The organism is Streptomyces fungicidicus, from assembly GCF_003665435.1.
Classification (GTDB): Bacteria; Actinomycetota; Actinomycetes; order Streptomycetales; family Streptomycetaceae; genus Streptomyces; species Streptomyces fungicidicus.
Map to the genome: position 1 here is coordinate 3,665,262 of NZ_CP023407.1, position 22,857 is coordinate 3,688,118.

General features: G+C 71.9%; 19 protein-coding genes, 4 tRNA genes, 1 other RNA gene and 1 pseudogene. 16 read left to right on the forward strand and 9 right to left on the reverse strand.

The features are described from left to right. Positions 1-78: 78 nt before the first annotated feature. From CNQ36_RS16605 to CNQ36_RS16640, 8 genes are all read left to right on the forward strand, one after another. A complete protein-coding gene (locus CNQ36_RS16605) occupies positions 79-396 on the forward strand; it encodes a histone-like nucleoid-structuring protein Lsr2 (protein WP_004929562.1) in 318 nt (105 codons plus the stop codon). Between the two features lie 160 nt (positions 397-556). Next, positions 557-628: transfer RNA gene (locus CNQ36_RS16610), tRNA-Gly, on the forward strand. An 80-nt stretch (positions 629-708) separates the two neighbouring features. Beyond that, positions 709-781, forward strand: a tRNA-Gly gene (locus tag CNQ36_RS16615). Between the two features lie 133 nt (positions 782-914). Further along, positions 915-1,877 (forward strand): ABC transporter ATP-binding protein, encoded by a 963-nt coding sequence (locus tag CNQ36_RS16620; RefSeq protein ID WP_121546578.1) that lies wholly within the window; start codon positions 915-917, stop codon positions 1,875-1,877. Continuing rightward, positions 1,874-2,650 carry an ABC transporter permease gene (locus tag CNQ36_RS16625; RefSeq protein WP_121546579.1) on the forward strand — a complete coding sequence of 259 codons (777 nt, stop codon included), beginning with the start codon at positions 1,874-1,876 and terminating at the stop codon, positions 2,648-2,650. Before CNQ36_RS16620 ends, CNQ36_RS16625 begins: the two co-directional genes overlap by 4 nt. Before the next feature lie 28 nt (positions 2,651-2,678). Further along, positions 2,679-3,938 (forward strand): sensor histidine kinase, encoded by a 1,260-nt coding sequence (locus tag CNQ36_RS16630; protein ID WP_121546580.1) that lies wholly within the window; start codon positions 2,679-2,681, stop codon positions 3,936-3,938. After that, entirely contained in the window at positions 3,935-4,555 is a 621-nt protein-coding gene (locus CNQ36_RS16635) for a response regulator transcription factor (protein WP_121546581.1), read from the forward strand. The genes CNQ36_RS16630 and CNQ36_RS16635 overlap by 4 nt, the downstream gene beginning before the upstream one ends. Before the next feature lie 22 nt (positions 4,556-4,577). Then, positions 4,578-4,653 (forward strand) — tRNA-Gly (locus tag CNQ36_RS16640). A 42-nt stretch (positions 4,654-4,695) separates the two neighbouring features. Here CNQ36_RS16640 and CNQ36_RS16645 read toward each other — a convergent pair. The 6 genes from CNQ36_RS16645 to ffs all read right to left on the reverse strand — a co-directional run bounded on the left by CNQ36_RS16645 (position 4,696) and on the right by ffs (position 13,309). Next, positions 4,696-5,595 (reverse strand): phosphoribosylaminoimidazolesuccinocarboxamide synthase, encoded by a 900-nt coding sequence (locus CNQ36_RS16645; RefSeq protein ID WP_121546582.1) that lies wholly within the window; start codon positions 5,593-5,595, stop codon positions 4,696-4,698. Positions 5,596-5,729: 134 nt separating this feature from the next. Continuing rightward, complete coding sequence (locus tag CNQ36_RS16650; protein WP_121546583.1) at positions 5,730-7,253, reverse strand: N,N-dimethylformamidase beta subunit family domain-containing protein; 1,524 nt, start codon at positions 7,251-7,253, stop codon at positions 5,730-5,732. Between the two features lie 231 nt (positions 7,254-7,484). Beyond that, positions 7,485-9,236, reverse strand: coding sequence for a M48 family metalloprotease (locus CNQ36_RS16655; RefSeq protein ID WP_121546584.1), 1,752 nt, complete (start codon positions 9,234-9,236; stop codon positions 7,485-7,487). 290 nt (positions 9,237-9,526) lie between these two features. Further along, complete coding sequence (purD, locus tag CNQ36_RS16660; protein ID WP_004929546.1) at positions 9,527-10,780, reverse strand: phosphoribosylamine--glycine ligase; 1,254 nt, start codon at positions 10,778-10,780, stop codon at positions 9,527-9,529. A gap of 132 nt (positions 10,781-10,912) precedes the next feature. Continuing rightward, on the reverse strand, positions 10,913-13,162 hold the full coding sequence (locus tag CNQ36_RS16665; protein ID WP_121546585.1) for a DNA polymerase III subunit gamma and tau: 2,250 nt from the start codon (positions 13,160-13,162) through the stop codon (positions 10,913-10,915). A 48-nt stretch (positions 13,163-13,210) separates the two neighbouring features. Further along, positions 13,211-13,309, reverse strand: an RNA gene (gene ffs / locus CNQ36_RS16670) — signal recognition particle sRNA small type. A gap of 72 nt (positions 13,310-13,381) precedes the next feature. Here ffs and CNQ36_RS16675 point away from each other — a divergent pair. Both CNQ36_RS16675 and CNQ36_RS16680 read left to right on the forward strand, forming a co-directional pair. Then, positions 13,382-13,469, forward strand: a tRNA-Ser gene (locus tag CNQ36_RS16675). A gap of 175 nt (positions 13,470-13,644) precedes the next feature. Next, on the forward strand, positions 13,645-14,433 hold the full coding sequence (locus tag CNQ36_RS16680; protein ID WP_228312987.1) for an HNH endonuclease: 789 nt from the start codon (positions 13,645-13,647) through the stop codon (positions 14,431-14,433). A 93-nt stretch (positions 14,434-14,526) separates the two neighbouring features. On the opposite strand, the pseudogene CNQ36_RS16685 reads toward CNQ36_RS16680, so the two are convergent. Continuing rightward, positions 14,527-15,214 (reverse strand): annotated as a pseudogene (locus tag CNQ36_RS16685) (site-specific integrase); the annotation flags it as partial. Between the two features lie 398 nt (positions 15,215-15,612). On the opposite strand from CNQ36_RS16685, the gene CNQ36_RS16690 reads away from it, so the two are divergent. After that, positions 15,613-16,290 (forward strand): plasmid mobilization relaxosome protein MobC, encoded by a 678-nt coding sequence (locus tag CNQ36_RS16690; RefSeq protein ID WP_121546587.1) that lies wholly within the window; start codon positions 15,613-15,615, stop codon positions 16,288-16,290. Then, positions 16,280-18,049: a relaxase/mobilization nuclease domain-containing protein gene (locus tag CNQ36_RS16695; RefSeq protein WP_121546588.1), complete on the forward strand. Its 1,770-nt coding sequence runs from the start codon at positions 16,280-16,282 to the stop codon at positions 18,047-18,049. The genes CNQ36_RS16690 and CNQ36_RS16695 overlap by 11 nt, the downstream gene beginning before the upstream one ends. Before the next feature lie 190 nt (positions 18,050-18,239). Here CNQ36_RS16695 and CNQ36_RS16700 read toward each other — a convergent pair whose 3' ends face one another. Both CNQ36_RS16700 and CNQ36_RS16705 read right to left on the reverse strand, forming a co-directional pair. Further along, on the reverse strand, positions 18,240-18,767 hold the full coding sequence (locus CNQ36_RS16700) for a GNAT family N-acetyltransferase (RefSeq protein ID WP_121546589.1): 528 nt from the start codon (positions 18,765-18,767) through the stop codon (positions 18,240-18,242). Continuing rightward, positions 18,764-20,017, reverse strand: a complete 1,254-nt coding sequence (locus CNQ36_RS16705; RefSeq protein WP_121546590.1) for a helix-turn-helix domain-containing protein — start codon at positions 20,015-20,017, stop codon at positions 18,764-18,766. The genes CNQ36_RS16700 and CNQ36_RS16705 overlap by 4 nt, the downstream gene beginning before the upstream one ends. 238 nt (positions 20,018-20,255) lie before the next feature. Between CNQ36_RS16705 and CNQ36_RS16710 the strand changes: the two genes are divergently transcribed. From CNQ36_RS16710 to CNQ36_RS16725, 4 genes are all read left to right on the forward strand, one after another. Continuing rightward, positions 20,256-20,681 (forward strand): ATP-binding protein, encoded by a 426-nt coding sequence (locus CNQ36_RS16710; RefSeq protein ID WP_121548484.1) that lies wholly within the window; start codon positions 20,256-20,258, stop codon positions 20,679-20,681. Then, a complete protein-coding gene (locus tag CNQ36_RS16715) occupies positions 20,678-21,097 on the forward strand; it encodes a DUF6415 family natural product biosynthesis protein (RefSeq protein WP_121546591.1) in 420 nt (139 codons plus the stop codon). Before CNQ36_RS16710 ends, CNQ36_RS16715 begins: the two co-directional genes overlap by 4 nt. A 205-nt stretch (positions 21,098-21,302) precedes the next feature. After that, the gene (gene fxlM, locus CNQ36_RS16720) at positions 21,303-22,535 is read left to right on the forward strand and encodes a methyltransferase, FxLD system (protein ID WP_121546592.1); all 1,233 of its coding nucleotides are present in this window, start codon (positions 21,303-21,305) and stop codon (positions 22,533-22,535) included. A gap of 52 nt (positions 22,536-22,587) precedes the next feature. After that, positions 22,588-22,779, forward strand: a complete 192-nt coding sequence (locus CNQ36_RS16725) for an FxLD family lanthipeptide (RefSeq protein WP_012380187.1) — start codon at positions 22,588-22,590, stop codon at positions 22,777-22,779. Positions 22,780-22,857: the final 78 nt, after the last annotated feature.

The following is a 22,857-nucleotide window of genomic DNA, read 5'->3' on the forward strand; positions in this document are numbered from 1 at the left end:
GCCGACATCTCGGCGACGTCCCGGCACGTCGTCACGGACGCGCCGGACGACAGGTGCCGCACGAAGGGACCGATATTCGTGGCGCAGAAGGTCGTAGTCACTCTCTTTGACGACATCGACGGCTCGGAAGCGGCGGAAACGATCGCCTTCGGCCTTGACGGCAAGTCGTACGAGATCGACCTCAATGAAACCAACGCGGGCGAACTGCGGAAGGCGCTCGCGCCCTACGTGGACGCCGGACGCAAGCGGTCACGCTCCGGCAAGGCGTACCGGCAGACGGAGGTCGCCCCCGACCCGGCCGCCGTGCGCGCCTGGGCGCAGGCGAACCGGATGGACGTGCCCGCGCGGGGACGGATCCCCAAGAAGGTCTACGAGGCGTTCGCGGCGGCGCAGTGAGCCGGCCGCGCGACGGCCGCCGGGGCCGGTCGGGTGATCCGTGCCGACGGCCGGTCACCCGCCCCTCCCGGCAACCGACTTGCGCAGCACCCCCGCTGATCAGCTAGAGTCTGGAGCACGCCGAGGGGCGAGGCCGAAAGGCCCCGGCTCACGGAGACTTGCGGGTGTAGTTCAGTAGTAGAACATCCCCCTTCCAGGGGGAAGGCGCAGTGTGCAATTCCTGTCACCCGCTCCGCACCGCCGTACCGGGAACCCTTGTGGATCAGGTAGGCTGGTGCCCGCGCCGATCGGTGAGAGCCGGTCGGAGGCAATGCGGACGTAGCTCAGTTGGTAGAGCGCAACCTTGCCAAGGTTGAGGTCGCGAGTTCGAGCCTCGTCGTCCGCTCGGGAAATGAGACCCCGGTCCCTCGGACCGGGGTCTTTTCGTGTGCCGTGCGAGCACCCCGTCTGACATATGTCATGCCCCGCGATGACAGCGCGCACTGCCCCGGCGCCCCGGCCGCCGGGATGCTCGGAGCATGGAAGCGAACGAACACGAACACGTGATTGAGGTCACCGGCCTGCGACGTGTCTACGGGGGCGGGTTCGAGGCGGTGCGCGGGATCGACTTCTCCGTGCGGCGCGGGGAGGTCTTCGCCCTGCTGGGCACCAACGGAGCGGGCAAGACCTCCACCGTCGAACTGCTGGAAGGACTCGCCGCCCCGGCCGGCGGGCAGGTCCGGGTGCTCGGCCACGACCCGTACACCGAACGCGCCGCCATCCGGCCCCGCACCGGCGTCATGCTCCAGGAAGGGGGCTTCCCCTCCGAGTTGACCGTCGCCGAGACCGCCCGGATGTGGGCGGGATGCGTCAGCGGGGCCCGCCCCGAGCGGGAGGTGCTGGCCCTGGTCGGGCTGGAGTCGAAGGCCGGAGTCCGGGTGAAGCAGCTGTCCGGCGGCCAGCGGCGCCGGCTGGACCTGGCGCTCGCGCTGCTCGGCGACCCCGAGGTGCTGTTCCTCGACGAACCCACCACCGGGCTCGACGCCGAGGGCCGCCGGGACACCTGGGAGCTGGTCGGCGCGCTGCGCGACGGCGGGACGACCGTGCTGCTCACCACGCACTACCTGGAGGAGGCCGAGAACCTCGCCGACCGGCTCGCGATCATGCACGAGGGCCGGATCGCGATCACCGGCACCCCCGCCGAGGTGACCGCCACCGAACCGTCCCGGATCACCTTCGAGCTGCCGGACGGCTATTTCGTCGGCGATCTGCCGCCGCTCGCCGAACTGGGCGTGAGCGACCACACGGTGGACGGCAGGACCGTCCGGCTGCGCACCCGTGAACTGCAGCGCGCCGCCACCGGACTGCTGACGTGGGCGCAGGGCGCCGGAGTGGATCTGCGCCGGCTGGACGTGCGGTCGGCGTCACTGGAGGAGGCGTTCCTCGGGATCGCCAAGGACGCGTCGGCGGGCGCGACGACGCCGAAGGAGTACGCGGCATGAGCACCACCACGACCACACCGATGAGCCGGATGACCTCGCTCGCCCGCGCCGAACTGACGCTCCTGGGACGCAGCAAGGGCACGCTCGTCGCCGCCCTGTTCGTGCCGCTGGTGCTGCCGCTCAGCGTGCGGTCGGCGGCCGAGGAGATGGACCTCGCCGAGGCGGGACTGACCCCCGGCACCGTCGTCCTGCCCGCCGCCGTCGGCTTCTCCCTGCTGTTCGCCGTGTACTCCGCGCTCGTCGGCATCTTCGTGGTCCGCCGCGAGGAGCTCGTCCTCAAGCGGCTGCGCACGGGCGAGCTGCGGGACGCCGAGATCCTCGGCGGGTCCGCGCTGCCGGCCGTCCTCACCGGGCTGGCGCAGTGCCTGCTGCTGACGGTGGGCTGCTCCGTGCTGCTCGACCTGCCCGCGCCGTCCGCCCCGCACCTGGCCGTCCTCGGCCTGCTGCTGGGCCTGGTGATGTGCGCCGCGCTCGCGGCGGTCACCGCGAGCCACACCCGGACCGGGGAGAGCGCGCAGGTCACCCCGATGCCGCTGATGTTCGTCTCGATGCTCGGCTCCGGCATGTTCGTCCCGCTGGAGCTGCTCCCCGACCGGCTGGCCTCCTTCTGCGAGCTGCTGCCGCTCACCCCGGTCGTCACCCTGGTGCGCGGCGGCTGGACCGGCGACCTGTCGGCGGCCGAGGCGCTGGGCGCCGTCGCGGCGGCGGTGGCCTGGACCGTTCTGGCGGTGTTTGCTGTACGCCGGTGGTTCCGGTGGGAACCGCGGCGCTGACACGGACGAGGGCAGGGAGACACGGCGGATGAGCGGCCCGGGCGGCTGGTGGCGGCGCAAGAGCACACCGGCGAAGATCGAGACGTACACACGGTGGTCGTTCCACTCGTTCGCGGGGATCGAGTTCGTCTCGGCCGGCGCTCCGGTGTTCGGCCAGGTGGGACCCCGGCTGGCGACCCTGCTGATGTCCCTGGCCGCCGTGCACAGCGTGCTCTGCGCCGTGACCGCCTCCCGCGCCCTGGACTGGCTGCGCGGCGGGCGCGAGCAGCCCGTCCGCACCCTGTGGACGCTCGGCGCCGCCACCACGGTGACCGCCGTCGCCGCCCTCCTCGTCGCCGCGCACGGGCCCGCGGGGGAGAACGTCGACGGGGCGGCCGGCGGGGTCTTCGCCGTGGTGGTGACCTTCGGCGCCGGCGCGGTCGCCATCGGCGTCCGCGGCCGGCGGCGGGTGCTCACCTCCGTGGCGGGGTTCGCGGCGGGCACGCTGGCCGTGGCCGCCGCCCTGGGCATGCCCGTCGTGGTCGCCCTGTTCACCGCCCTGGTCGTGCTGGTCGGCGGCGGGTTCTTCGCCTTCACCTACCTCTTCTCCGGCTGGCTGCTCAACGCCGTCTACGAACTGGACGAGGCCCGGGAGACCCGCGCCCGGCTCGCCGTCGCCGAGGAGCGGCTCCGGTTCGGGCGCGACCTGCACGACGTGGTGGGGCGCAACCTCACCGTGATCGCGCTGAAGAGCGAGCTGGCCGTGCAACTGGCCCAGCGGGGGCGCCCGGAGGCCGTGACGCAGATGGTCGAGGTGCAGCGCCTCGCGCACGAGACCCAGAAGGAGGTGCGCGACGTCGTGCGCGGTTACCGCGAGGCCGACCTGGCCGGCGAGCTCGCGGGCGCCCAGGGCGTGCTGACGGCGGCCGGCATCGAGTGCACGGTCATCGGACCCACGGCCGGGCTGCCGGCCCCCGTGCAGGCGGCCCTCGGCTGGGCGGTGCGGGAGGCGGCCACCAACGTGCTGCGGCACGGGGACGCCCGGCGGTGCACGGTGAGCGTGCGGGTGCTGGCGGGACGGGTGGTGCTGACGGTGGAGAACGACGGGGCTCCGGACGGCGGCGGCACGGGCCGGGGCTCCGGGCTCGTCGGACTGCGGGAGCGGCTGGCGGAGATCGGCGGGACCCTGCGGGCCGGACCCGCCGGGAGCAGGATGTTCCGGCTGACGGCCGAGGTCCCGCTGCCGTCGGACGCCGGCCACGCCGCCGCCGTACCCGCCCCTCGCGAAGCGAACGAGGTCGCCTCATGACGTCATCCGGACCCCTGCGCGTGCTGCTGGCCGACGACGAGCACCTGATCCGGGGCGCGCTGGTCGCACTGTTGTCGCTCGAGGGCGATCTGACGGTCGTCGCCGAGGCGGCCTCCGGACCGGAGGCACTGGCCATGGCGCGGGCGCACACCCCCGACGTCGCCGTACTGGACCTGCAGATGCCCGGCGCGGACGGTGTGAAGGTCGCCACATCCCTGCGGGCGGAGCTGCCCGGCTGCCGGGTGCTGATCGTGACCGGACACGGGCGGCCGGGACATCTGAAGCGGGCGCTCGCGGCGGGTGTGCGCGGGTTCGTCCCCAAGACCGTCAGCGCGCAGCGGCTCGCGGAGATCATCCGCACGGTCCACGCCGGAAACCGCTACGTCGACCCCGAGTTGGCCGCCGACGCGATCGCCGCCGGCGACTCCCCGCTGACCGCGCGGGAGGCCGAAGTGCTGGAGCTGGCGGCGGACGGCGCGCCCGTCGCGGAGATCGCCGAGCGGGCCGCGCTGTCCCAGGGGACCGTGCGGAACTACCTCTCCTCGGCCGTGACGAAGCTCGGGGCGGAGAACCGTCACGCGGCGGTCCGTCTCGCACGGGAGCGAGGTTGGGTATAGTGGTTCTCGCGCCACGGCGCATGCGAACGTAGCTCAGTTGGTAGAGCGCAACCTTGCCAAGGTTGAGGTCGCGAGTTCGAACCTCGTCGTTCGCTCCACATCGGGGCCCCGGTCGATCGACCGGGGCCTTCGTCGTGCGCTCAGCTCCAGCCGGTGCCGGTCAGCAGCTCGTACGCCTCCACGTACTTGGTGCGGGTGGCGTCCACGACGTGCTGCGGCAGCGGCGGCGGGGGCTGCTCGCTGCTGCGGTCCCAGCCGGACTCGGCCGAGGTCAGCCAGTCCCGCACATACTGCTTGTCGTACGACGGCTGGGCGCGGCCCGGCTGCCACTGCCCGGCCGGCCAGAAGCGGGAGGAGTCCGGGGTGAGCACCTCGTCGGCGAGGACCAGGGTGTCGCCGTCGAAGCCGAACTCGAACTTTGTGTCGGCGAGGACGATGCCCCGCTCGCGGGCGATGTCCCGGGCGCGGGAGTAGGCGGCGAGGGTCGCCTGGCGCAGCTGGGCGGCGGTCTCCGCGCCGACCTGGCGGGCGACCTCCTCGTAGGAGACGTTCTCATCGTGCTCGCCGACGGCGGCCTTGGTGGCCGGGGTGAAGATCGGGGCGGGCAGCTCCGAGCCGTCCACCAGGCCCTCGGGCAGGGCGAGGCCGCAGACGGTGCGGGTGTCGTCGTACTCGACGAGGCCCGAGCCGGTGAGGTAGCCGCGGGCCACGCACTCCACCGGGACCATGTTCAGGGACTTGCAGACGAGGGTGCGGCCCTCCCACTCGGCGGGGGCGCCGGCCGGCAGCTCGGTGCTCAGGACGTGGTTGGGGAGCAGGTCGGCGAGCTGGTCGAACCACCACAGGGAGAGCTGGGTGAGGACCCGGCCCTTGTCCGGGATCTCGGTCGGCAGCACCCAGTCGTAGGCGGAGATGCGGTCGCTGGCGACCATCACGAGGTCGCCCGCCTCGTTGCGGTACAGCTCGCGCACCTTGCCTGTGTGCAGATGCACCAGGCCCGGAACCTGCAGCGGTTCGGGCTTTTCGACGAATCCGGACACGGTGCCTCCCCGTGGGGTTGAACAAAGGGTGCGCCCGCAGGGCTCCCACTGGGTGGTGGCGGGAGAGGGCGGGCCGAGTACGTCGATTCTCCCGTATGCGCGGGAAGGTTTCCGTACGGGGTGGCGCGGAGGGGTCAGTCGCGTTTGCAGATGCGGTCCAGGAGGTTGGCGGTGGCCCGCTGGACGCGGGCGTCGACGTGGCCCGGGCGGTCAAGGGCGGGTGACCAGGCGAAGGTGCCGGAGGCGAAGACCCAGGCGCCGGAGGGGGCCCGGTAGAGGGAGGTCTCCTGGTGGCGGCGGGCGCCCTCGCGGTCGGTGTACGGGGAGTGGGCGAGCAGCACCCGCTCCTCGTGCTCGGGCAGCGGGGTGCGCGGGTAGTAGCGGTCGGCCTCGGCCGCGACCAAGCCGTCGATGCCGTCGCCCTCGTGCGCGCCGGTCGCCTCCCACATCCAGTGTCCGGCGTTGCGCACGATCAGCGGATGGGGCTGCGGGACGGGGCCGGCGTACTGGATGCCGAGCAGTTGCTGCTCGGCGCGGTCCTGCTCCCGCCAGAGCGTCGGCCTGCCGGGGCCCTGGCGTTTGCGGCAGGTCAGCAGGCGGCCTGGGCCTGCCGGGGAGGGGGCGAGCTCCACCTGCCAGTACAGGGTGTTGGCGGAGAGGAAGACCAGGGACGTGCCGTGCGCGCGGGCGCGTTCCACGGCGGTGCGCATGGGCGCCGACCAGTACTCGTCGTGGCCGGGAAAGACCAGGCCCCGGTAGCGGGTGGGGTCGATCCGGCCGGCGTGCAGGTCGCGGGCGTCGGCGTAGGCGAGGTCGTAGCCGTAGCGCTCGGCCCAGCGGATGACGTCGTAGGCGTGGCCGACGTGCAGCGGGAGACCGGCGCCCGCGTACGGGCGGTCGAAGGAGACGGTGGTGGCGGCCCCGGACTCGCCGAGCAGCCGGCCCTCCTCGTCCCAGGCGTGGTAGAGGCTCGCGCCGGTGCGGCCGTCCTCCGGGTAGAGGTTGTAGGCCTGCCAGGTCACGTCGGGCAGGACCAGGAGGAGGTCGGCCGGACGGTTGTCGCGGACGGTGAACGGGATGTGCGAGCGGTAGCCGTCGGCGGTGGTGAGGACGGCGACGTACGCGCCGACGCTCCAGTACGACGGGACCGGCAGCCGCCAGGACAGCCACCAGTGGTGGCAGGAGACGGTGCGGTCGGCGGTGAGCGGCGGCGGCTGCACGATGCCGGAGAGACGGGGACTGGAGGTGATCTTGGTGGCGCCGTCGCCCTGGTAGTGGCCGATCCGGTAGACGTCCACGTCGAACGCCTGGGGCGGGTCGACGGTGATGTGGAAGTCGATGGACTCGCCGGGGGCGACCCCTCCGGTGGAGGCGAAGCCCTTGATCTGGCGGCGCACGTCGTCGGCCGCGCGGGGCCCGACGGAGCCGGACGCGCGAGGACCGGGGACCGTGCGCCCGCCCTGCCGCGGGATGCGGACGGCGGACCGCGCCGGGTCCGGGCAGGGATCCGGGTCGACGTACCAGGGGACGACCTGGCCGGTGTCGCCGAAGTACGTCTCGCTGCCGCGCAGCCAGGGGAGGGGGCCGAGCCCGAAGGGATCGTTCACTGCGTGCGCGAGTGCTCCCGACTCCCAGCGGCGGGTCTGCTCCGAACCCATGATCGCTCCCCTCCCTCGCGCCCCCGTCGCGATGCGGTGCGTGGTGCTGCCCGGCAGTCGGCCGGCGGATGACACCTGCCGCCAGTTATGTGTTTGTCGTATGTCGCGCGCTCTTGCCAGGGGGCGCGAACGGTCCCAGCACATCACATTTCGCACGTACTCCGTCACCGTTCGTCGTGAATTGACTGAAAGCGGAAGAGTCAGCTCCGGAGTGCGCGGGCGGGCGTGGGCTCAGACGAGCCGTACGGGCTTCTCCGGGCGTATGCCCTGCCGGGTCAGCCACTGTCCGAGGGCGGACGGGTCGCCGTCCTCGATCAGGGTCATGACCTGCGGGGACAGGTCCGGGACGCGTGCGCCGCCGAGGAGGAGGGCGGGGCCGTCGAGCCAGTCGAGGCCGGGGGTGGCGCCCGCCGTGTCCATCGCGGCGCAGCAGACCATCGCCGCGATGTGGTCGGCGAGCAGGTCACGGCCGGTGCGCGGGGGCTGGAGCGGGAAGAGGGAAAGCTCGCCGCCGTCCCCGGGGAGGGCGGGCTCGGCGCCCTGGGGGGCGGGCCCGGTGGCCGCGGCCTCCTCGCGGGCCAGCTCGGCGGTGAGCCGGGCGGCGAGGGCGGCGCTGCGGTCGGTGGCGACGGCGGCGTCGGCGTCGGCGTCGTCTTCCGCGGCACCGGGCGGGACGGGTCCGGCGGGCGGGGGCGGTGCGCCGGTCAGGTGCGTGAGGACCCGGGAGAGGGTGGGCCCTCCGGGGGGCGCGGTCCCACCGGGGGCCGGGGGCACATGGAGGGCGTCCAGGACCCGGTGGAGGCGGGCGGCGTCGGTGCGCCACTTGCGGTCGACGACCTCGTCCGGGTAGTCGCCCCAGTGGACCGGGGACCAGTCCGGTCCCCGCTCCGCGGGCCCGCCGTGGAAGAGGCGGGCGGCGAGCAGCGAGGCGGCCTCGTCCACCGCGCCGGGCTCCTCCAGCAGGTCGCAGGCGGGGCGCTCGCCGAGGCGGGAGGTGAAGCCCTCCGCCAGCCGGTCCCGGCGGGACAGCTCGGTGAGCGCCGCGACCACCCCCGCGTTGAGCCGCGAGGGCCAGCGGCCCATCCGCCAGGCGGGCAGCGCCACCCGGGTGAGCAGCCGGTCCCAGCCCGCGTACGCCAGCCCCACCTGTTCCTGGGCGACGATCCGCGGCCCGTAGTCCACGGCCTGCGCACGGTCGGCCGCCGCCGCGGCGACCCCGCGCTCCATCTCGGCGGCATGCCCCCGGCAGCCGCGCAGCAACAGCCGGGTGACCCGGCCGACGCCCGCGAGGACACCCCGGGCCACCGGCCCGCGCCCGGGCGCCGAGGTCACGGCCACCGCGGCGTCCAGTCCCCGCATGAAACGCCGGGCGGCGGCTATGTCCGGGTGCGCCGAGGGTCCCGTGCCGGCGACGACCGGGGCGAGCACGGCGCGCAGCTCGCCCACTCGCATCCACCACAGGAACGGGGAGCCGATCACCAGCACGGGGGCGGCGGCGGTCCGCCCGCGCACGGGATGCCCGCCGGCGGCCATGTCGCCGTGCTCCTCGGCGGACGGGGGGCCGTGCGCCGGGTGGGTGCGGTCCTCCAGCCAGCTGTCGCAGTCCGGGGTGAGCGCTATCGCGGAGGGAGCGGGGACGTTGAGCCGGTCGGCGAGGTCACGCACCATCCGGTACAGGTCCGGGGCGGCCTCCTCGGCGACCGGGACGGTGGGGCTCATGGCGGGCCGGGCCCGGGCGACGACCAGGGCGACACCGGCGGCGGCGAGCAGGACGAGCACCGCGACGGGGGTGAGGAACCGGCGGGCGAGGTCCCAGCCGGCGCCCGGCAGATGGCCGGTGGAGCCGCCGACGAGCAGCACCACCGCGACGGCGGCCGGGAGCAGCGCGACCGCCAGTGCCCGGCTGCGGATCCGCAGAACGGCCAGCGCGTGCGACCGCGCGGACCGTGCTCCGGTGTCCGCACCCCTACCGCTTCCGCTCATGGCCCGACCTCACCCTCCCCCCGCTACGGTTCCGACGCTGTCCCGGCGTTGTCCATGCCCCCACTGTGGCAGCCGCCACTGACATCGCAATGCCGGTGGGCCAAGTGCCGGAGCGCTTGCGCGGCACCCTAGTTGGGGCCCCGGTCCACGTCAGCCGGATGGCGCATCGCTCACTCGATGGAATGGCTTTGGGGAAAGGTGGATGACGGACGGCAAGGGTCAGGCCCCGGATCCTGTGACGGATCCGGGGCCCGTGGGTTCGTCGTCGCCGGGCGGGCGCGCCCGTGCGGCTACGCCTCCCGCGCGGCCTTCGCCGCGATGTCCGTGCGGTGCTGGGAGCCGTCGAGGCGGATGCGGGCGACCGCGCGGTAGGCCCGGTCGCGGGCCTCGGTGAGGTCCTTGCCGGTCGCCGTGACGGACAGCACGCGCCCGCCCGCGCTGACGACGGCGTCGCCCTCGCGCCTCGTCCCCGCGTGCAGCACGTACGCGTGCGGGGCGTCCTCGGCGGCGACCTCGTCCAGGCCGGTGATCGGGTCGCCGGTGCGCGGGGTGGCGGGGTAGTTGTGCGAGGCGACGACCACGGTGACCGCGGCCTCGTCGCTCCAGCGGGTCGGCTCCAGATGGGCGAGGTTGCCGGTGGCGGCGGCCATCAGCAGCCCGGCCAGCGGGGTCTTCAGCCGGGCCAGCACCACCTGGGTCTCGGGGTCGCCGAAGCGGGCGTTGAACTCGATCACGCGGACACCGCGCGAGGTGATCGCGAGGCCCGCGTAGAGCAGCCCGGAGAACGGGGTGCCGCGGCGGCGCATCTCGTCCACGGTCGGCTGGAGGACGGTCTGCACGACCTCGTCGACCAGCTTGGGGTCGGCCCACGGCAGCGGGGAGTACGCCCCCATGCCGCCGGTGTTCGGCCCCTCGTCGCCGTCCAGCGCGCGCTTGAAGTCCTGGGCGGGCTGCAGGGGGACCACGGTCTCGCCGTCGGTGATCGCGAAGAGGGAGACCTCGGGGCCGTCGAGGAACTCCTCGACGACCACGCGATCACAGGCGCCCGCGTGCGCGCGGGCCGCCTCGACGTCGTCGGTGACGACGACGCCCTTGCCGGCGGCGAGTCCGTCGTCCTTGACGACGTAGGGCGCGCCGAACGCGCCGAACGCCGCGTCGGCCTCCTCGGGCGTCGTGCAGACGTAACTGCGGGCGGTGGGCACGCCGGCCGCCGCCATCACGTCCTTGGCGAAGGCCTTGGAGCCCTCGAGCCGGGCGGCCTCCTTGGAGGGGCCGAAGACCGGGATGCCCGCGTCGCGCACGGCGTCGGCGACACCGGCGACGAGCGGCGCCTCGGGGCCGACCACCACGAGGTCCGCGCCGAGGCTCCGGGCCAGCGCGGAGACGGCCGCGCCGTCGAGGGCGTCGACCTGGTGCAGCTCGGCGACCCCGGCGATGCCGGCGTTGCCGGGCGCGCAGTGCAGCGCGGTGACGTCGGGATCGAGGGACAGGGAGTGGCACAGGGCGTGTTCGCGGGCGCCGCTGCCGATGACGAGGACCTTCACGGGGGTCAGCCTAACGGCAGACGGCGGCTTCCCCTTGTGCGGGCTTCCGAAGGGGCGGGAGGGGAACCTTTGTGGCTTCCTCCAGACGCCCTCGCCTCCGCCCGGTGCGCCGAGGCCCGGTGGGCGTGCGGCTCACTCGTTGGTGAACTCCTCGACGACCGTCGCGCCGAGCTCCCGCACCAGCAGGTCCTGACCGGAGAGGGCGGACTCGTCCAGGTCCGGGTCGTCGTCCTCCGGGGTGTCGTCCTCGGGCGAGACGGGAGGCGGCGGCTCCGGGGCGGACGGGCGGGGCGCCGGCGCGGAGGCGGGCGCGGGTGCGGAGGGGCCGCCGCCGGCCGGCCGGGCGGGCGCGGCGGGCGGTGCCGCCGGCTGGGGAGCGGGGGGACGCCCGCCGCCACCGGCGCCGGGACCGCCGTACCCGCCGCCACCGCCGTGGCCACCGCCGCCGGACCATCCGCCGGGTGGTCCGGCCGGGGCCGGGGCCGGTGTGCCGCCGCCGGACGGGTCGACGACCGCCTCGATCTTCCACTGCACGCTGAACTGCTCGGCCAGCGCCTGGCGCAGCACGTCCTCGCTGCCGCTGCTGAGGAAGTTGTCCCGCGCGCCGGCGTTGACGAAGCCGATCTGGAGGGTCGTGCCGTCGAAGCCGGTCACCTGGGCGTTCTGGCTGAGCAGGATCCAGGTGAAGCGGCGACGGTTCTTCACCGTCTCCAGGATGTTGGGCCAGAGCATGCGGGGGTCGAGCCCACCGCCGCCGCCACCCGAGGGCGCCGGGGCCGCAGGGACCGTCTGGGGCGCGGGGGTGGGGGTGGGGGTGGGCGTCGGGGCGGCCGCGGGGGACTGGCCGGCGCCCGTCGGGGCGGCCGTGGGCCAGCCGCCGGGCCGGCGGCCGCCGCCCGCGGGGGCCGCGGTGGGCCAGGCGCCGGGGGCGTTCGGCGCGGGCGGCGCGTCGGCCGCCGGGGGCTGCTGGGCCGCCGGAGCGGGAGCGGCCGGAGCGGCCGGAGGTGCCGGAGCGGCGGGTGCGGGCGTGGGCGCGAGGGCAGGCGCGGGGGCGGGCGGTGCCGGGGCGGGAGCCGGGCCGGGTCCCCGAACCGCCGCCCGGGCCGCGGCGGGGCCGCCTCCCGGCTCGACGGGGCCCTGCCCCTGGGCTCCCCCGTGAACCTCCGGAGCGGGCACGTACCCCATGGGGGGCGTGCCCGCGGCGGCGCCGCCCGCGGAGAAGTTGACGCCGCGCTCGACGCGGTCCAGGCGGGCCATGACCGAGCGCTCGTCGCCGTAGGCCGCGGGGAGCAGCACGCGCGCGCAGATCAGTTCGAGCTGGAGGCGGGGCGCGTGGGCGCCGCGCATCTCGGTGAGCCCCTGGTTGACGAGGTCGGCGGCGCGGCTCAGCTCGGCGGCCCCGAAGGTGCCGGCCTGGGCCTGCATCCGCTCGATGACGTCGGCGGGCGCGTCGATGAGCCCCTTCTCGGCGGCGTCCGGCACGGCGGCGAGGATCACCAGGTCCCGCAGCCGCTCCAGCAGATCGGCGACGAACCGGCGGGGGTCGTTGCCCCCCTCGATCACCCGGTCGACGACCTCGAAGGCGGCGGCGCCGTCACCGGTCGCGAAGGCCTCGACGACGGAGTCCAGCAGGGAGCCGTCGGTGTACCCGAGCAGGGAGGTGGCCATGGCGTACGTCACACCCTGCTCGCCCGCACCGGCGAGCAGCTGGTCCATGACGGACATCGAGTCACGCACGGATCCCGCGCCGGCCCGCACGACGAGCGGCAGGACGCCCTCCTCGACGGGGATCTCCTCCTTGCCGCACACCTCGCCGAGGTACTCCCGCAGGGTGCCGGGCGGCACGAGACGGAACGGGTAGTGGTGCGTGCGCGACCGGATGGTCCCGATGACCTTCTCGGGCTCGGTGGTGGCGAAGATGAACTTGAGGTGCTCCGGGGGCTCCTCGACGACCTTGAGCAGCGCGTTGAAACCGGCCGACGTGACCATGTGGGCCTCGTCGATGATGTAGATCTTGTAGCGGCTGCCCGCGGGCCCGAAGAACGCCTTCTCGCGCAGGTCACGGGCGTCGTCCACACCACCGTGCGAGGCCGCGTCGATCTCGATGACGTCGATCGAACCGGGCCCGTTGCGCGCGAGGTCCTGGCAGGACTGGCACTCCCCGCACGGCGTGGGCGTGGGGCCCTTCTCGCAGTTCAGACAGCGCGCGAGGATGCGCGCGCTGGTCGTCTTGCCGCAGCCGCGCGGACCGCTGAACAGGTACGCGTGATTGACCCGGTTGTTCCGCAGCGCCTGCTGCAACGGGTCAGTGACATGCTCCTGCCCGATGACCTCGGCGAAGGACTCCGGGCGGTAACGGCGGTAGAGCGCGAGAGACGACACGCATACGAGGTTATAGGCGCCCACCGACAACCGGACCGGACGCCCGGACACGCAAGCGCCCCCCACGCACCCGCCAGAGCCGACCTACCCTTGCTGCCTTCCGGCCCTGGGGGAGTTCAGTCAGATAGCGCCGCGTGAGGGGCTACGCAGAGGCTACCCCATGTCCGGGGCCGGGAACGAGTTCGCGAGCACTCCTCTCGGTCATGTAATGTTCCCAGCGGAGGATTCGCCTAGAGGCCTAGGGCGCACGCTTGGAAAGCGTGTTGGGGGCAACCCCTCACGAGTTCGAATCTCGTATCCTCCGCCAGTGCCTCACCGGGCACGATGTCGAAGGGCCCCACCGCTTGCGGTGGGGCCCTTCGACGTTGAGGGTTGCAGTTCGGGTTGCAGTTGCCGCGATCCGGCGGTGACGGCTCCCTGCGCGCAGAAGTAGCTGGCCTGGTTCTTCTGCGCCGACCTGAACTTCTGGCAAGGTGCCACGCATGGGGGTCTCCGAGAAGACGCGCAAGATTGTGTGGGCTGAAGCCGGCGGGAGATGTTCAATCTGCCGTGGCGAGGTGATCACCCCAGGGACGGACTGTGATGATCCGTCTGTGTTCGGCGAAGAGGCACACATCGTGGCTCGTTCCAAAGGCGGTCCGCGGGCGGGGGACCTGGACGACGCCTCCAAGCACAGCCATACGAATCTGCTGCTGTTGTGCAGTAGGCACCACAAGCAGGTCGATGATCAACCAGCCCACTTCACGGTTGAGCGACTCAGGGAGATCAAGGAGCAGCATGCCGCTTGGGTCCGGCGCTCACTGGACGACGGTGCCTCAGGCGGCGTGAAGCTCGTTCCCGACCCGGCTTTCCCGCAGCCCCGGGCGTTGGCACTGATCACCCGGGGAAACCCTCTATGGAACATGATCAAGACAAGTGTGGCGTTCGAGTACGCCCTGCCGGACGGTCTTCCTGACGACGAAGAGTCCTTGATCGTGGAGTTCCTGGACCTGCTCCGGGACTACCTGGACATCGCCCCAGAGCTTCACAGTGTGCGTGACAACCGGGACGCGGAGAAGACACTTGAGGGCTACGTCCACGAGCTCGCCGAACGGGATTTCCTCGTGGGCGCCTACGTGCGTCACCTGCTCTACGTCGATGGTCGTGGCGATCCCCTGGCATGGCCCATGCTCCGGGTCGAGGTTCTGCCCACGTCAGTCGCCGTCATCACGGACCAGGCTGGTCGGCCCTACACCACCGAGCGAAGCGAAGAGCAGCTCGCCGAAGAGTAGGACTTCGGTGGGCGTGCACAGCCAGCTCGATGGGGTCGGCCCGAACGCCGATGCGTTCGGGCCGACCCCTTGCCGGCCTGGGACCAGAGCCGGTCAACCAGCAGGAGGCTCCTCAGGCAGCGGCCAGAGGAGGCCGCCGATCTTGTCGGCGGTGTCCGTGAGCACCCGGTTGGTGAGGTGCTGGTAGCGGCGACGCATCCGGGCGGACTTGCCGGGCTCCCAGCCCATGATTGCGTCAACGACCGTGTCCGGTACGCCGAGGATCAGCAGGACGGTCGCCGCCGTGTGACGGGCGTCGTGGAGGCGGCCCGAGCGTAGGCCCGCCGCCTTGAGGAGATCCTTCCACTCATGGTGGTCGGTGTTCGGGTTGAGGGGCTCGCCAGTCGGGGAGGCGAAGACGTACCCCTTCTCCGTCCAGAGGTCGCCGGCCAGTCGCCGTTCGCGCTCCTGCTCACGCCGGTGCTGGAGCAGGAGCTGTACCAGCGGGTCGGGGATGCCGATCGGCCGGCGTCCGGCGCGAGACTTGGTGTCCTTGGTCTCGCGGCGGATGTTGACCTTCTGCGGGCAGAAGCCGGGCTTGCGCCCGCAGCGGTCGCCGCAGCCGTGCTCGTACCGTGGCCGCAGCCGGTTGCGGTGGACCGTCATGACCCGCAGCTCGAAGTCGACGTCCGTCCCACTTGAGACCGAGGACCTCGCCCTGGCGCAGCCCGAGTGCCAGGGATATGACCCAGCGCGCCGGGTGCCGGGTCTTGTTGGCCAGGTCGAGGAGCTTCTGCACTTCCTAAAGCGATGGCCCTGGTGCGGGAGGGCACCGACGCCCGTCCGCACCTGGTCGACTGACCTTCATCGCAAGGCGTTGCCCGGAACCGAACCGATTCCGGGCAACGCCCTCTTCCCGGTCCACTACACGAGATGCCTGGCTGGGCCAAGCCGTCGAGTCCCCGGGCACTCGCCTCGCCCACTCCACACCACACACAGGCAGGAGCCTCCAAACTTCCCGTGAGCCGTAATCCGTTCTCCCGCAAGGCCAAGCCCGCCAAGTCCGCGCCGCCCCGTAGCCTCCTCGCAGCGCACCCGCCCACGCCCGACCAGGGCTTTGACGGGGTCGCCCTCCACCCGACAGCGGAGCGAGCTGGGGCGAAGTCCGCATCGCCTGGGGGCGATGCGGACTTCGCGCTCGTGTCCGCTCCGGCGGGGGCGGAGGCCGGCCCGGCCCACGGGGCCGGGACAGAGACGGGCGGGGAGGCCGAGCGCGGCCTCCACCAGAACACGCAGCCGCCCGCCGAGCCGAGCGAGCCAACCGCCGCCCCTGCCGTACGCATCGCGCCGACCGTGAACACCGACGTGTTCATGCACCACGGTGTCGCCGCCAACGATGTCCCTGCCCCCGCTCACGCCGACACCGCACCCGGCGCCGAGCGCCGCCGGCACCTGAGCGAAGTCCTCTACCGGCCTCGCTCCGGGACCAAACGCACTCTGCAACTGACCTGCTCGGCCGAACCAGCGGAGCGCGCCTTCATCGACCTCGCCGCCCGTAAGGCGAAGCGCTCCCGCTCGGCCTACCTCATGGACTGCGCCCTCACCTTCGCCCACGCCTACCTGTCCGACCGCCGTCCCGAAGGCATCGCCCCGCTCCCGTCCCCACAGGCCACCCAGGACCTGATGATTCTGTTCGGCAGGCTGATCAGGGAGTTCGGCCGCACCGGGAGCAACCTCAACCAGCTCGTCCGGGCTGTCCACCAAGGAGAGCTGCCCGACCGAGCCGAAGAGATCCTCAACGAGCTTCACCAGGTCGCCCAGCGCACCCGTCTGCTGCTGGACCAGACCCTGGCCGGAGGTGGTCACCGTGGTGCCTGACGTCTCCACCGGCGACCGCAGCCGCGGCCTCCTCTCCTACCTCTTCGGCCCCGGCCGCCGTAACGAGCACACCGACCCGCACATCGTCGCCGCGTTCGCGATGCCCGGCATCAACGACCCCGGCCGCATTCCCCTCGACCAACACCACGACGCTCTCAGCGAACTGGCCGACTACCTCGACCAGCCGGTGAAGCTTCGCGAACAGCGGCTGGGCAAGAAGGTGCCGCAGCACATGTGGCACTGCCCCGTCCGCACCGCACCGGGCGACCGCTACCTCACCGACGAAGAGTGGGCCGAGGTCGCCCGCCGCATCGTCCACGCCACTGGCATCGCCGAACACGGTGACGACGCGGCCTGCAGGTGGATCGCCGTACGGCACGCCGAGGACCATATTCACATCATGGCGACCGGTGTCCGAGAAGACGGCCGCCGCCCCCGCAACAAGGGTGACGGCCGACGGGCCCAGGCCGAATGCCGCAGAATCGAGGCAGAACTCGGCCTGCGCCGGCTGAAGTCCGGTGACGCGACAGCGCCGAAGACGCCGACCGGGCCGGAGGTCGCCAAGGCCGAGCGGCAGGGCCACAAGAACACAGCACGGGTCTGGCTTCGCGAGCACGCCTACGCCGCCGCAGCGGCAGCCCGCGACGAGGACGAGTTCTTCGCCGTGCTGACGTCTCTCGGGCTCAAGGTCCGACCCCGTCTCGGTCCCGTCACCGGGGAAGTCACCGGCTACAGCCTCGCCACCGCCGACGACACCGATGCCAAGGGCGAGCCCATCTTCTACAGCGGCTCCGCACTCGCTCCGGACCTGTCCCTGAACCGGCTCCGCGAGCGCTTCGGTCCGGCCGAAGGCGAGGCTGCAGGGCAGGCCACAGCGTTGCACGCGAGCCGGGCAGAGGCAGGCGACTCCTGGCGGCACGCTGATGGGAAGCTGCGCACCGCCTATGCGCTCGTCACCAGGGCCAACGGCGAAACGGCAGGAGGTGAAGTCGATGCCCAAGTGCAGGCTCAGGTTGCGGCATTCGCCAAGCTGCTGCGCAACACCGCAGTCTCGGCGCCGCGCCAGCTCCGGGCTGAACTGCAAGCGGCAGCCATCGCCTTCAACCGCGCCAACCGCTCCGCCATCCGAGCCGAGCACCGGGCCGCCGACGCCCTGCGTCAGGCCGGAAGGACGCTGCTGACCGCACCCACCGGCAAGGACGGCGACTTCGTCGCTGCGGCGCTCGCCTCAGCCGTCTTCCTACTCATCGCCCTCACCGAGTGGCACGCCCAGCGCGGTCACGAGCAGCAGGCGGCAGCCGCCCAGCAGTCCCTCGTCCACCTCCGGGCCGCCCGACAGCAGGTTGCCCGGCCGGCCCTTGCTCAGCTCGCCGCACGCGCCCCGAGTCCCCAAGCACAGGATCGGCTCGCGGCAGCCGTCCGAGCTACGATCCCCGAGCACGCACACCGCATCCTGGCCGACCCGGCTTGGCCCGCGCTGGCCACCGCCCTCGCCCAGGCCGAGTCCGCTGGCACCCCGACCCGCCGGGCCTTGGCCGACCTGTCCGGGCAACGGGAACTCGACACCGCGGACCGACCGGCCGAGATCCTGGTCTGGCGTCTGCGTAACGCCACCGCCGAGCGAGTCAGCCAGCGGGTGCGGAGCGCGGCCACCCGCAGTGCTCGCAGCACCCACCTGCCGCCGGACACGGGTGCACCCGCTGTTCCGGTCGTGCAGCCGCAACCGGCGGACGTGAACCGCCGACGTCCGAGCCGCTGACGTGACCCTTCCCATGCTGGAAGCTGCCGTCGTGCTTCAGCAGGAGCACGACGGCAGCATGTTTCCCGGACACTTCGACCTGCTTCTGGCGAGAGCGCGGCATGCGGGGGTGCTGGCCACGACCTCGCGGAGGACGGTGATAACGAGCCTGGCCGGCACGTAACGCCGTACGTGGGGCAGGCAAGGCCCCTTAGGGGTGCAATCTCTTCACCATGACCGCGTACACCGGGGAGTCGGCGAAGGGCTGCTGCTCGCCCACCTTCTCGTAGCCCCACGTCTCGTACAGGTCCTGCACCTTCGGGTGCGCCACATCGACCAGGAGCACCGCGAGATCTTCACTGCGCTCCTTCAGCAGGGCTTCGTGGAGCCGCTCCGAGATCCCCTGCTTCCGCCACCGAGGGCGCACCATGACCTCGGAGACGGCGTAGGTCGCGGTGTACCCGTTGATCGGCTCGAATGCGGTGGAACGCCACCACTCACGGCCGGGCTGGAGGGGGGCGCCGTACGCGAAGCCGGTCGGCTCGTCGCCGTCGAAGGCGACGACGCAGGTGAAGCCATTCATCCCTGACCAGTGATCGACGAACCACGGAAACCGCTGGTTGAACTCGTCGTCCATCGCATCGGCGTAGGCGTCGGCGTGCACATCGATCAGCATCTGCCTGAAGCCCTCGGGGAGGTTCTCCTGGGCGTAGTGCCGCAGGTCGATCACCCTGGTCACGTTCGACTCCATTCATCTCGCATTCGGTCTGCCCAGTCGCGTGCGTACGTCGTCGACGGCGCCAGCCGGAACAGGTCTCGGTGGAAGTCTCCGATCAGGGTGCGCATGCGCCCCGGTAATGGAGCGCCCTCCATGATCGTGAAGACGGTGGCCGCGGTCGCTGTGGCCTGCTCGGGCTCTCCCTGGCGGAGTTGTGCCAGCGCGAGTTGGCAGGTGGCCAGCGCGCGGTTGCGCTGGAACTCCGCCGGGATTTTCGCCAGGGCTCGGTGCGCCATCGCCTCGGCTTCGGCGGGTTCTCCGTTGCGGTTGAGGATGATCGCCGCGAGGTGGTTGAGTTCGGCGGGCCCGTAGAACGCGGTCCACCGGGGACGCTCGTCCTCGGCCGCCTTCCGAAAGGTCTCTTGCGCTGTGCCCAGGGCCCGCCGAGCGGCTCGCAGGTCCCCCAGTGACGAATGGGCGAGCGCGAGGCGGACGCGGCCCATGGAGCCGAAGAACGGATCCCTGCGGGCGGCGGGGGAGGCGTTGGCCGCCTGCGCTGCCGCGAGCTGTTCCGGCCAGTTCTTCCGCTGGTAGGCGAGCATGGCCATGTTGACCCACATGCGCATGCCCGTGGGCGGGTCCTGGGAGAGGCCGGCGAACGTGGACGACTCGTGCAGGTACGTCTGGGCCGTGTCCAGATCGCGTAGGTCGATGCACGACCAGGCGGCGATGGTGGTGAACTCGGCCGCAAGCGCGTACAGGGCGCGGCGCACGCGTTCGCTGGCGTTCCGTTGCTGAAGCTCCAGCACCTTGGCGCGAGCTTCGAGGGCTGCGGTCGCCAGGGAGACGTGTCCGCCCTGGCGGTCGTCGGCCTCCACCAGCTGGTTCATGCTGGCCGAGGCGCGGGCTACGTCCGCCATGCCTACCGACCGACGTTGCTTGACGACCGGAACGGCTGCGGCTGCCGTTCCGGTGGTGGAAACGATGAAGTCGCGACGCCGCACGGGGCCCTCCGGAGGATGTTGCATGGAGCTGGGTGCGCTGAACCCTAAGTCCGCCACGGGGCAGCCGAACACACGCTCAAGTGCGGCGCAAGTGCGTCCGATTGGACGTCGGCTCGATCCGTTGAGCAGGTTACGGACCGTCCGGGAGGAGATTTCACCGGGCCGACCGGTGATCTCCTGCAGGGCAGCGTTCAGTCGATCCGCCAACTCCTCCTGCGTAAAACCGAGTTGAGCCAATCGACGCTGAAGAACGAGATTCGCTCCCATGTACCGAACGTAGTACCACCGTCACTCTGATGCCCAGACCTCAGGTAATGGGAACGCAAAGTCTTCCGGTTGGTGGGCATGCACGAATCCGGGACCCTTCCTGTTGCGCGCGGCATGTCGCTCGTTGACTGGTCATCGGTCGCCGAGTCGAGTTCGGCACGGCGGCACGGAGGAAAGCCCGGCCCTGCCTCCTCATCAGGGCCGGGCACCCCACGCCGGAGGGAAAGACCTCGTGACCATGACCGTCGCTAAACCGAATGCGATCGGCGCCCCGGGTTACACCACGGAGCTGCCCTGCGTCCGCGAGTCCGTGAGCCGCGCCCGCGCTCTCGTCTCCAATGTACTGGCGGCCTGGGGCATGGACGACGACGTGGCCGACTGCGGAAAGATCATCGTCACCGAACTGCTGGCCAACGCCGTCGAGCACACCGATACCCCGGTGTCGAAGATCCTCATCGAGCGTCCGAGTAACGGTGCCGTCCGCATCGGAGTCTCCGACCGCTCGCACGGCGCGCCCCACCTGAAGACGGCCGACCCGAACGCTGAGAGCGGCCGGGGTCTGAGTCTGGTCGCGACGATGAGTTCGCGGTGGGGCTACGACACACACCCGTGGGGCAAGGTCACCTGGGCTGTGGTCGAGGCTTCGGTGGGGAAAGAGCAGTGAGCACCACAGTGGCTCCGAAACGCCCAGCCGAGGAGTGGAAGCCACCGCTCGACGCAGACGGCTTACGGCTCGTGCTGGACCGATTCCGAGTCTGGAAGCCGCTCGACATCGAAGAGGTCTTCGACGATCTCGACGCGGTGATTGGCGATCACTCCCCGCCCGTTGCGACGACCGTCGCCCTGGTCGACCGCCTCCGCAGCCACCTGAAGCAGCTCAGCGACATCACGGTGGCTGACGACAGGTTTCCGCCCACCGCCGAGATGACCCGACTCGTCGAGCGAGCGCGCCCCCTGCGGGAGGAGTGCACGCCGGCCGCCCATCAGCAGGCTGTCGGACTCGCCCGGCGTTTCGCCTTCGTGACCGCTGACCTGATCGAAGAGTTGATCGAGGCCCGCTACATCAAGGGGACCGAGTGATCCACGCCTCCACCCACCCGCGTGCCGCTCGGCGGGCTGGTCACCACGCACCGGCCCTCTGCGGGCGTGGGCCTCCCAGCTCGCCGTCCAGCACACCGCCCCGTTGGTGAGCTGACAAGAACGGAGAACGTTCGCCCCCAGCCTCCCGGCCCATCCGGCACACGAACCGGCCTGCATCCCCAACACGTACGACCGAAGGAAGCCCATGACGAACACGACCGTCGAGCCCGACGAGGCGACCCGCCTGCGGAACAAGGTGGTGGACGAGCTGTGCGCGGACGGCAACATCTCCTCCCCGGAGGTCGAAGCCGTGATGCGCAAGGTGCCCCGCCACGCGTTCATCCCCGACACCCCGCTCGACAGGGCGTACGAGACGTACGCCGCGGTGATCACCAAGACCGACGAACACGGGGTGCAGCTCAGCTCCGTTTCCGCCCCGCAGATCCAGGCCATGATGCTGGAGCAGGCCCAGGTGGAGTCCGGGATGCGGGTGCTGGAGGTCGGCTCGGGCGGACTGAACGCGGCCTATCTCGCCGAACTCGTCGGCCCGTCCGGCGAAGTCATCACCGTGGACATCGACTCCTCCGTCACCGACCGCGCGTCCCGTCTCCTGGAGGAGAACGGCTACGACAAGGTCCGCGTCGTCACCGCCGACGCGGCCGAACCCCTCCCCATCGGGGAGGTCGATGTCGTCATGGTGACCGCCGGGGCCTGGGACATCGCCCCGGCGTGGATCGCGCAGCTCGAGCAGGGCGGCCGTCTCGTGGTGCCGCTGCGGATGTGCGGCCTGACCCGTTCGATCGCCTTCACCCAGGTCACGGGCGAGCGCGGCCCTTACCTGGAGAGCGAGTCGGCACGGATCTGCGGCTTCGTCCCGATGCAGGGCTCCACCGCCCACCGCGAAGAACTCCTCCTGGTCAACGGAACCCCGGAGATCGGGCTGAAGTTCGATGACGGTCTGCCGGCCGATCCGCACCGGCTGGACAACGCGGTCACGTTCCCGCGCCACGAGCGGTGGACCGGCGTCATCATCGGCCTCTCCGAACTCATCGACACCCTCCAGATGGCCATGGCGATCGGCCTGCCCGGCTTCTGCACCATGGCGGTCGATGACGACCTGGACACGGGTCTGGTCGCACCCGTGAACAAGCGGTTCTCCCTCGCCGCCGTCGACGACGACACCTTCGCCTACCTCGTCACCCGCCGCACTGAGGACAACAAGCACATCGAGTACGGCGTGCACGCCCTCGGCCCGAACGCGAAGCAGCTCGCCGGCAAGGTCGCCGACATGCTGCGCGACTGGGAGGCCAACCGGCGCGGCGGCCCCAGCCCGGTCATCCGGGTCTATCCGGCCGACACCCCCGATGACCAGATCCCGGCCGACCGGATCATCGACAAGGTGCACAGCCGGATCTCGCTCTCCTGGCCTCCGGCGTAACGCCGGGAGCCAGGTCGTCCCGCACCATCCGAACAAGAGGAAGGGCATCACCATGACGAGCGCCACCCTGGCCCCGCCCGCCCCGCTGGCGGGCCTGGACGACGACTTCGCGCCCCTGGACGTGAAGGTCGTCATCGCCGAGCACGCGTACGGCAAGCTCATGTGCTCAACGGGCGACGGCTGCGGCACCACCTGCGCGACCGGCGCCTCCGCCTGCGGCTCCTTCACGGAGGACCCCGCCTGATCCGCGGCTCCTTCACAGAGGACTGGGCCTGATTGCAGGCCGTTCCCTGCCGGTGAGCCGGGCGAAGTGCTTCGCCCG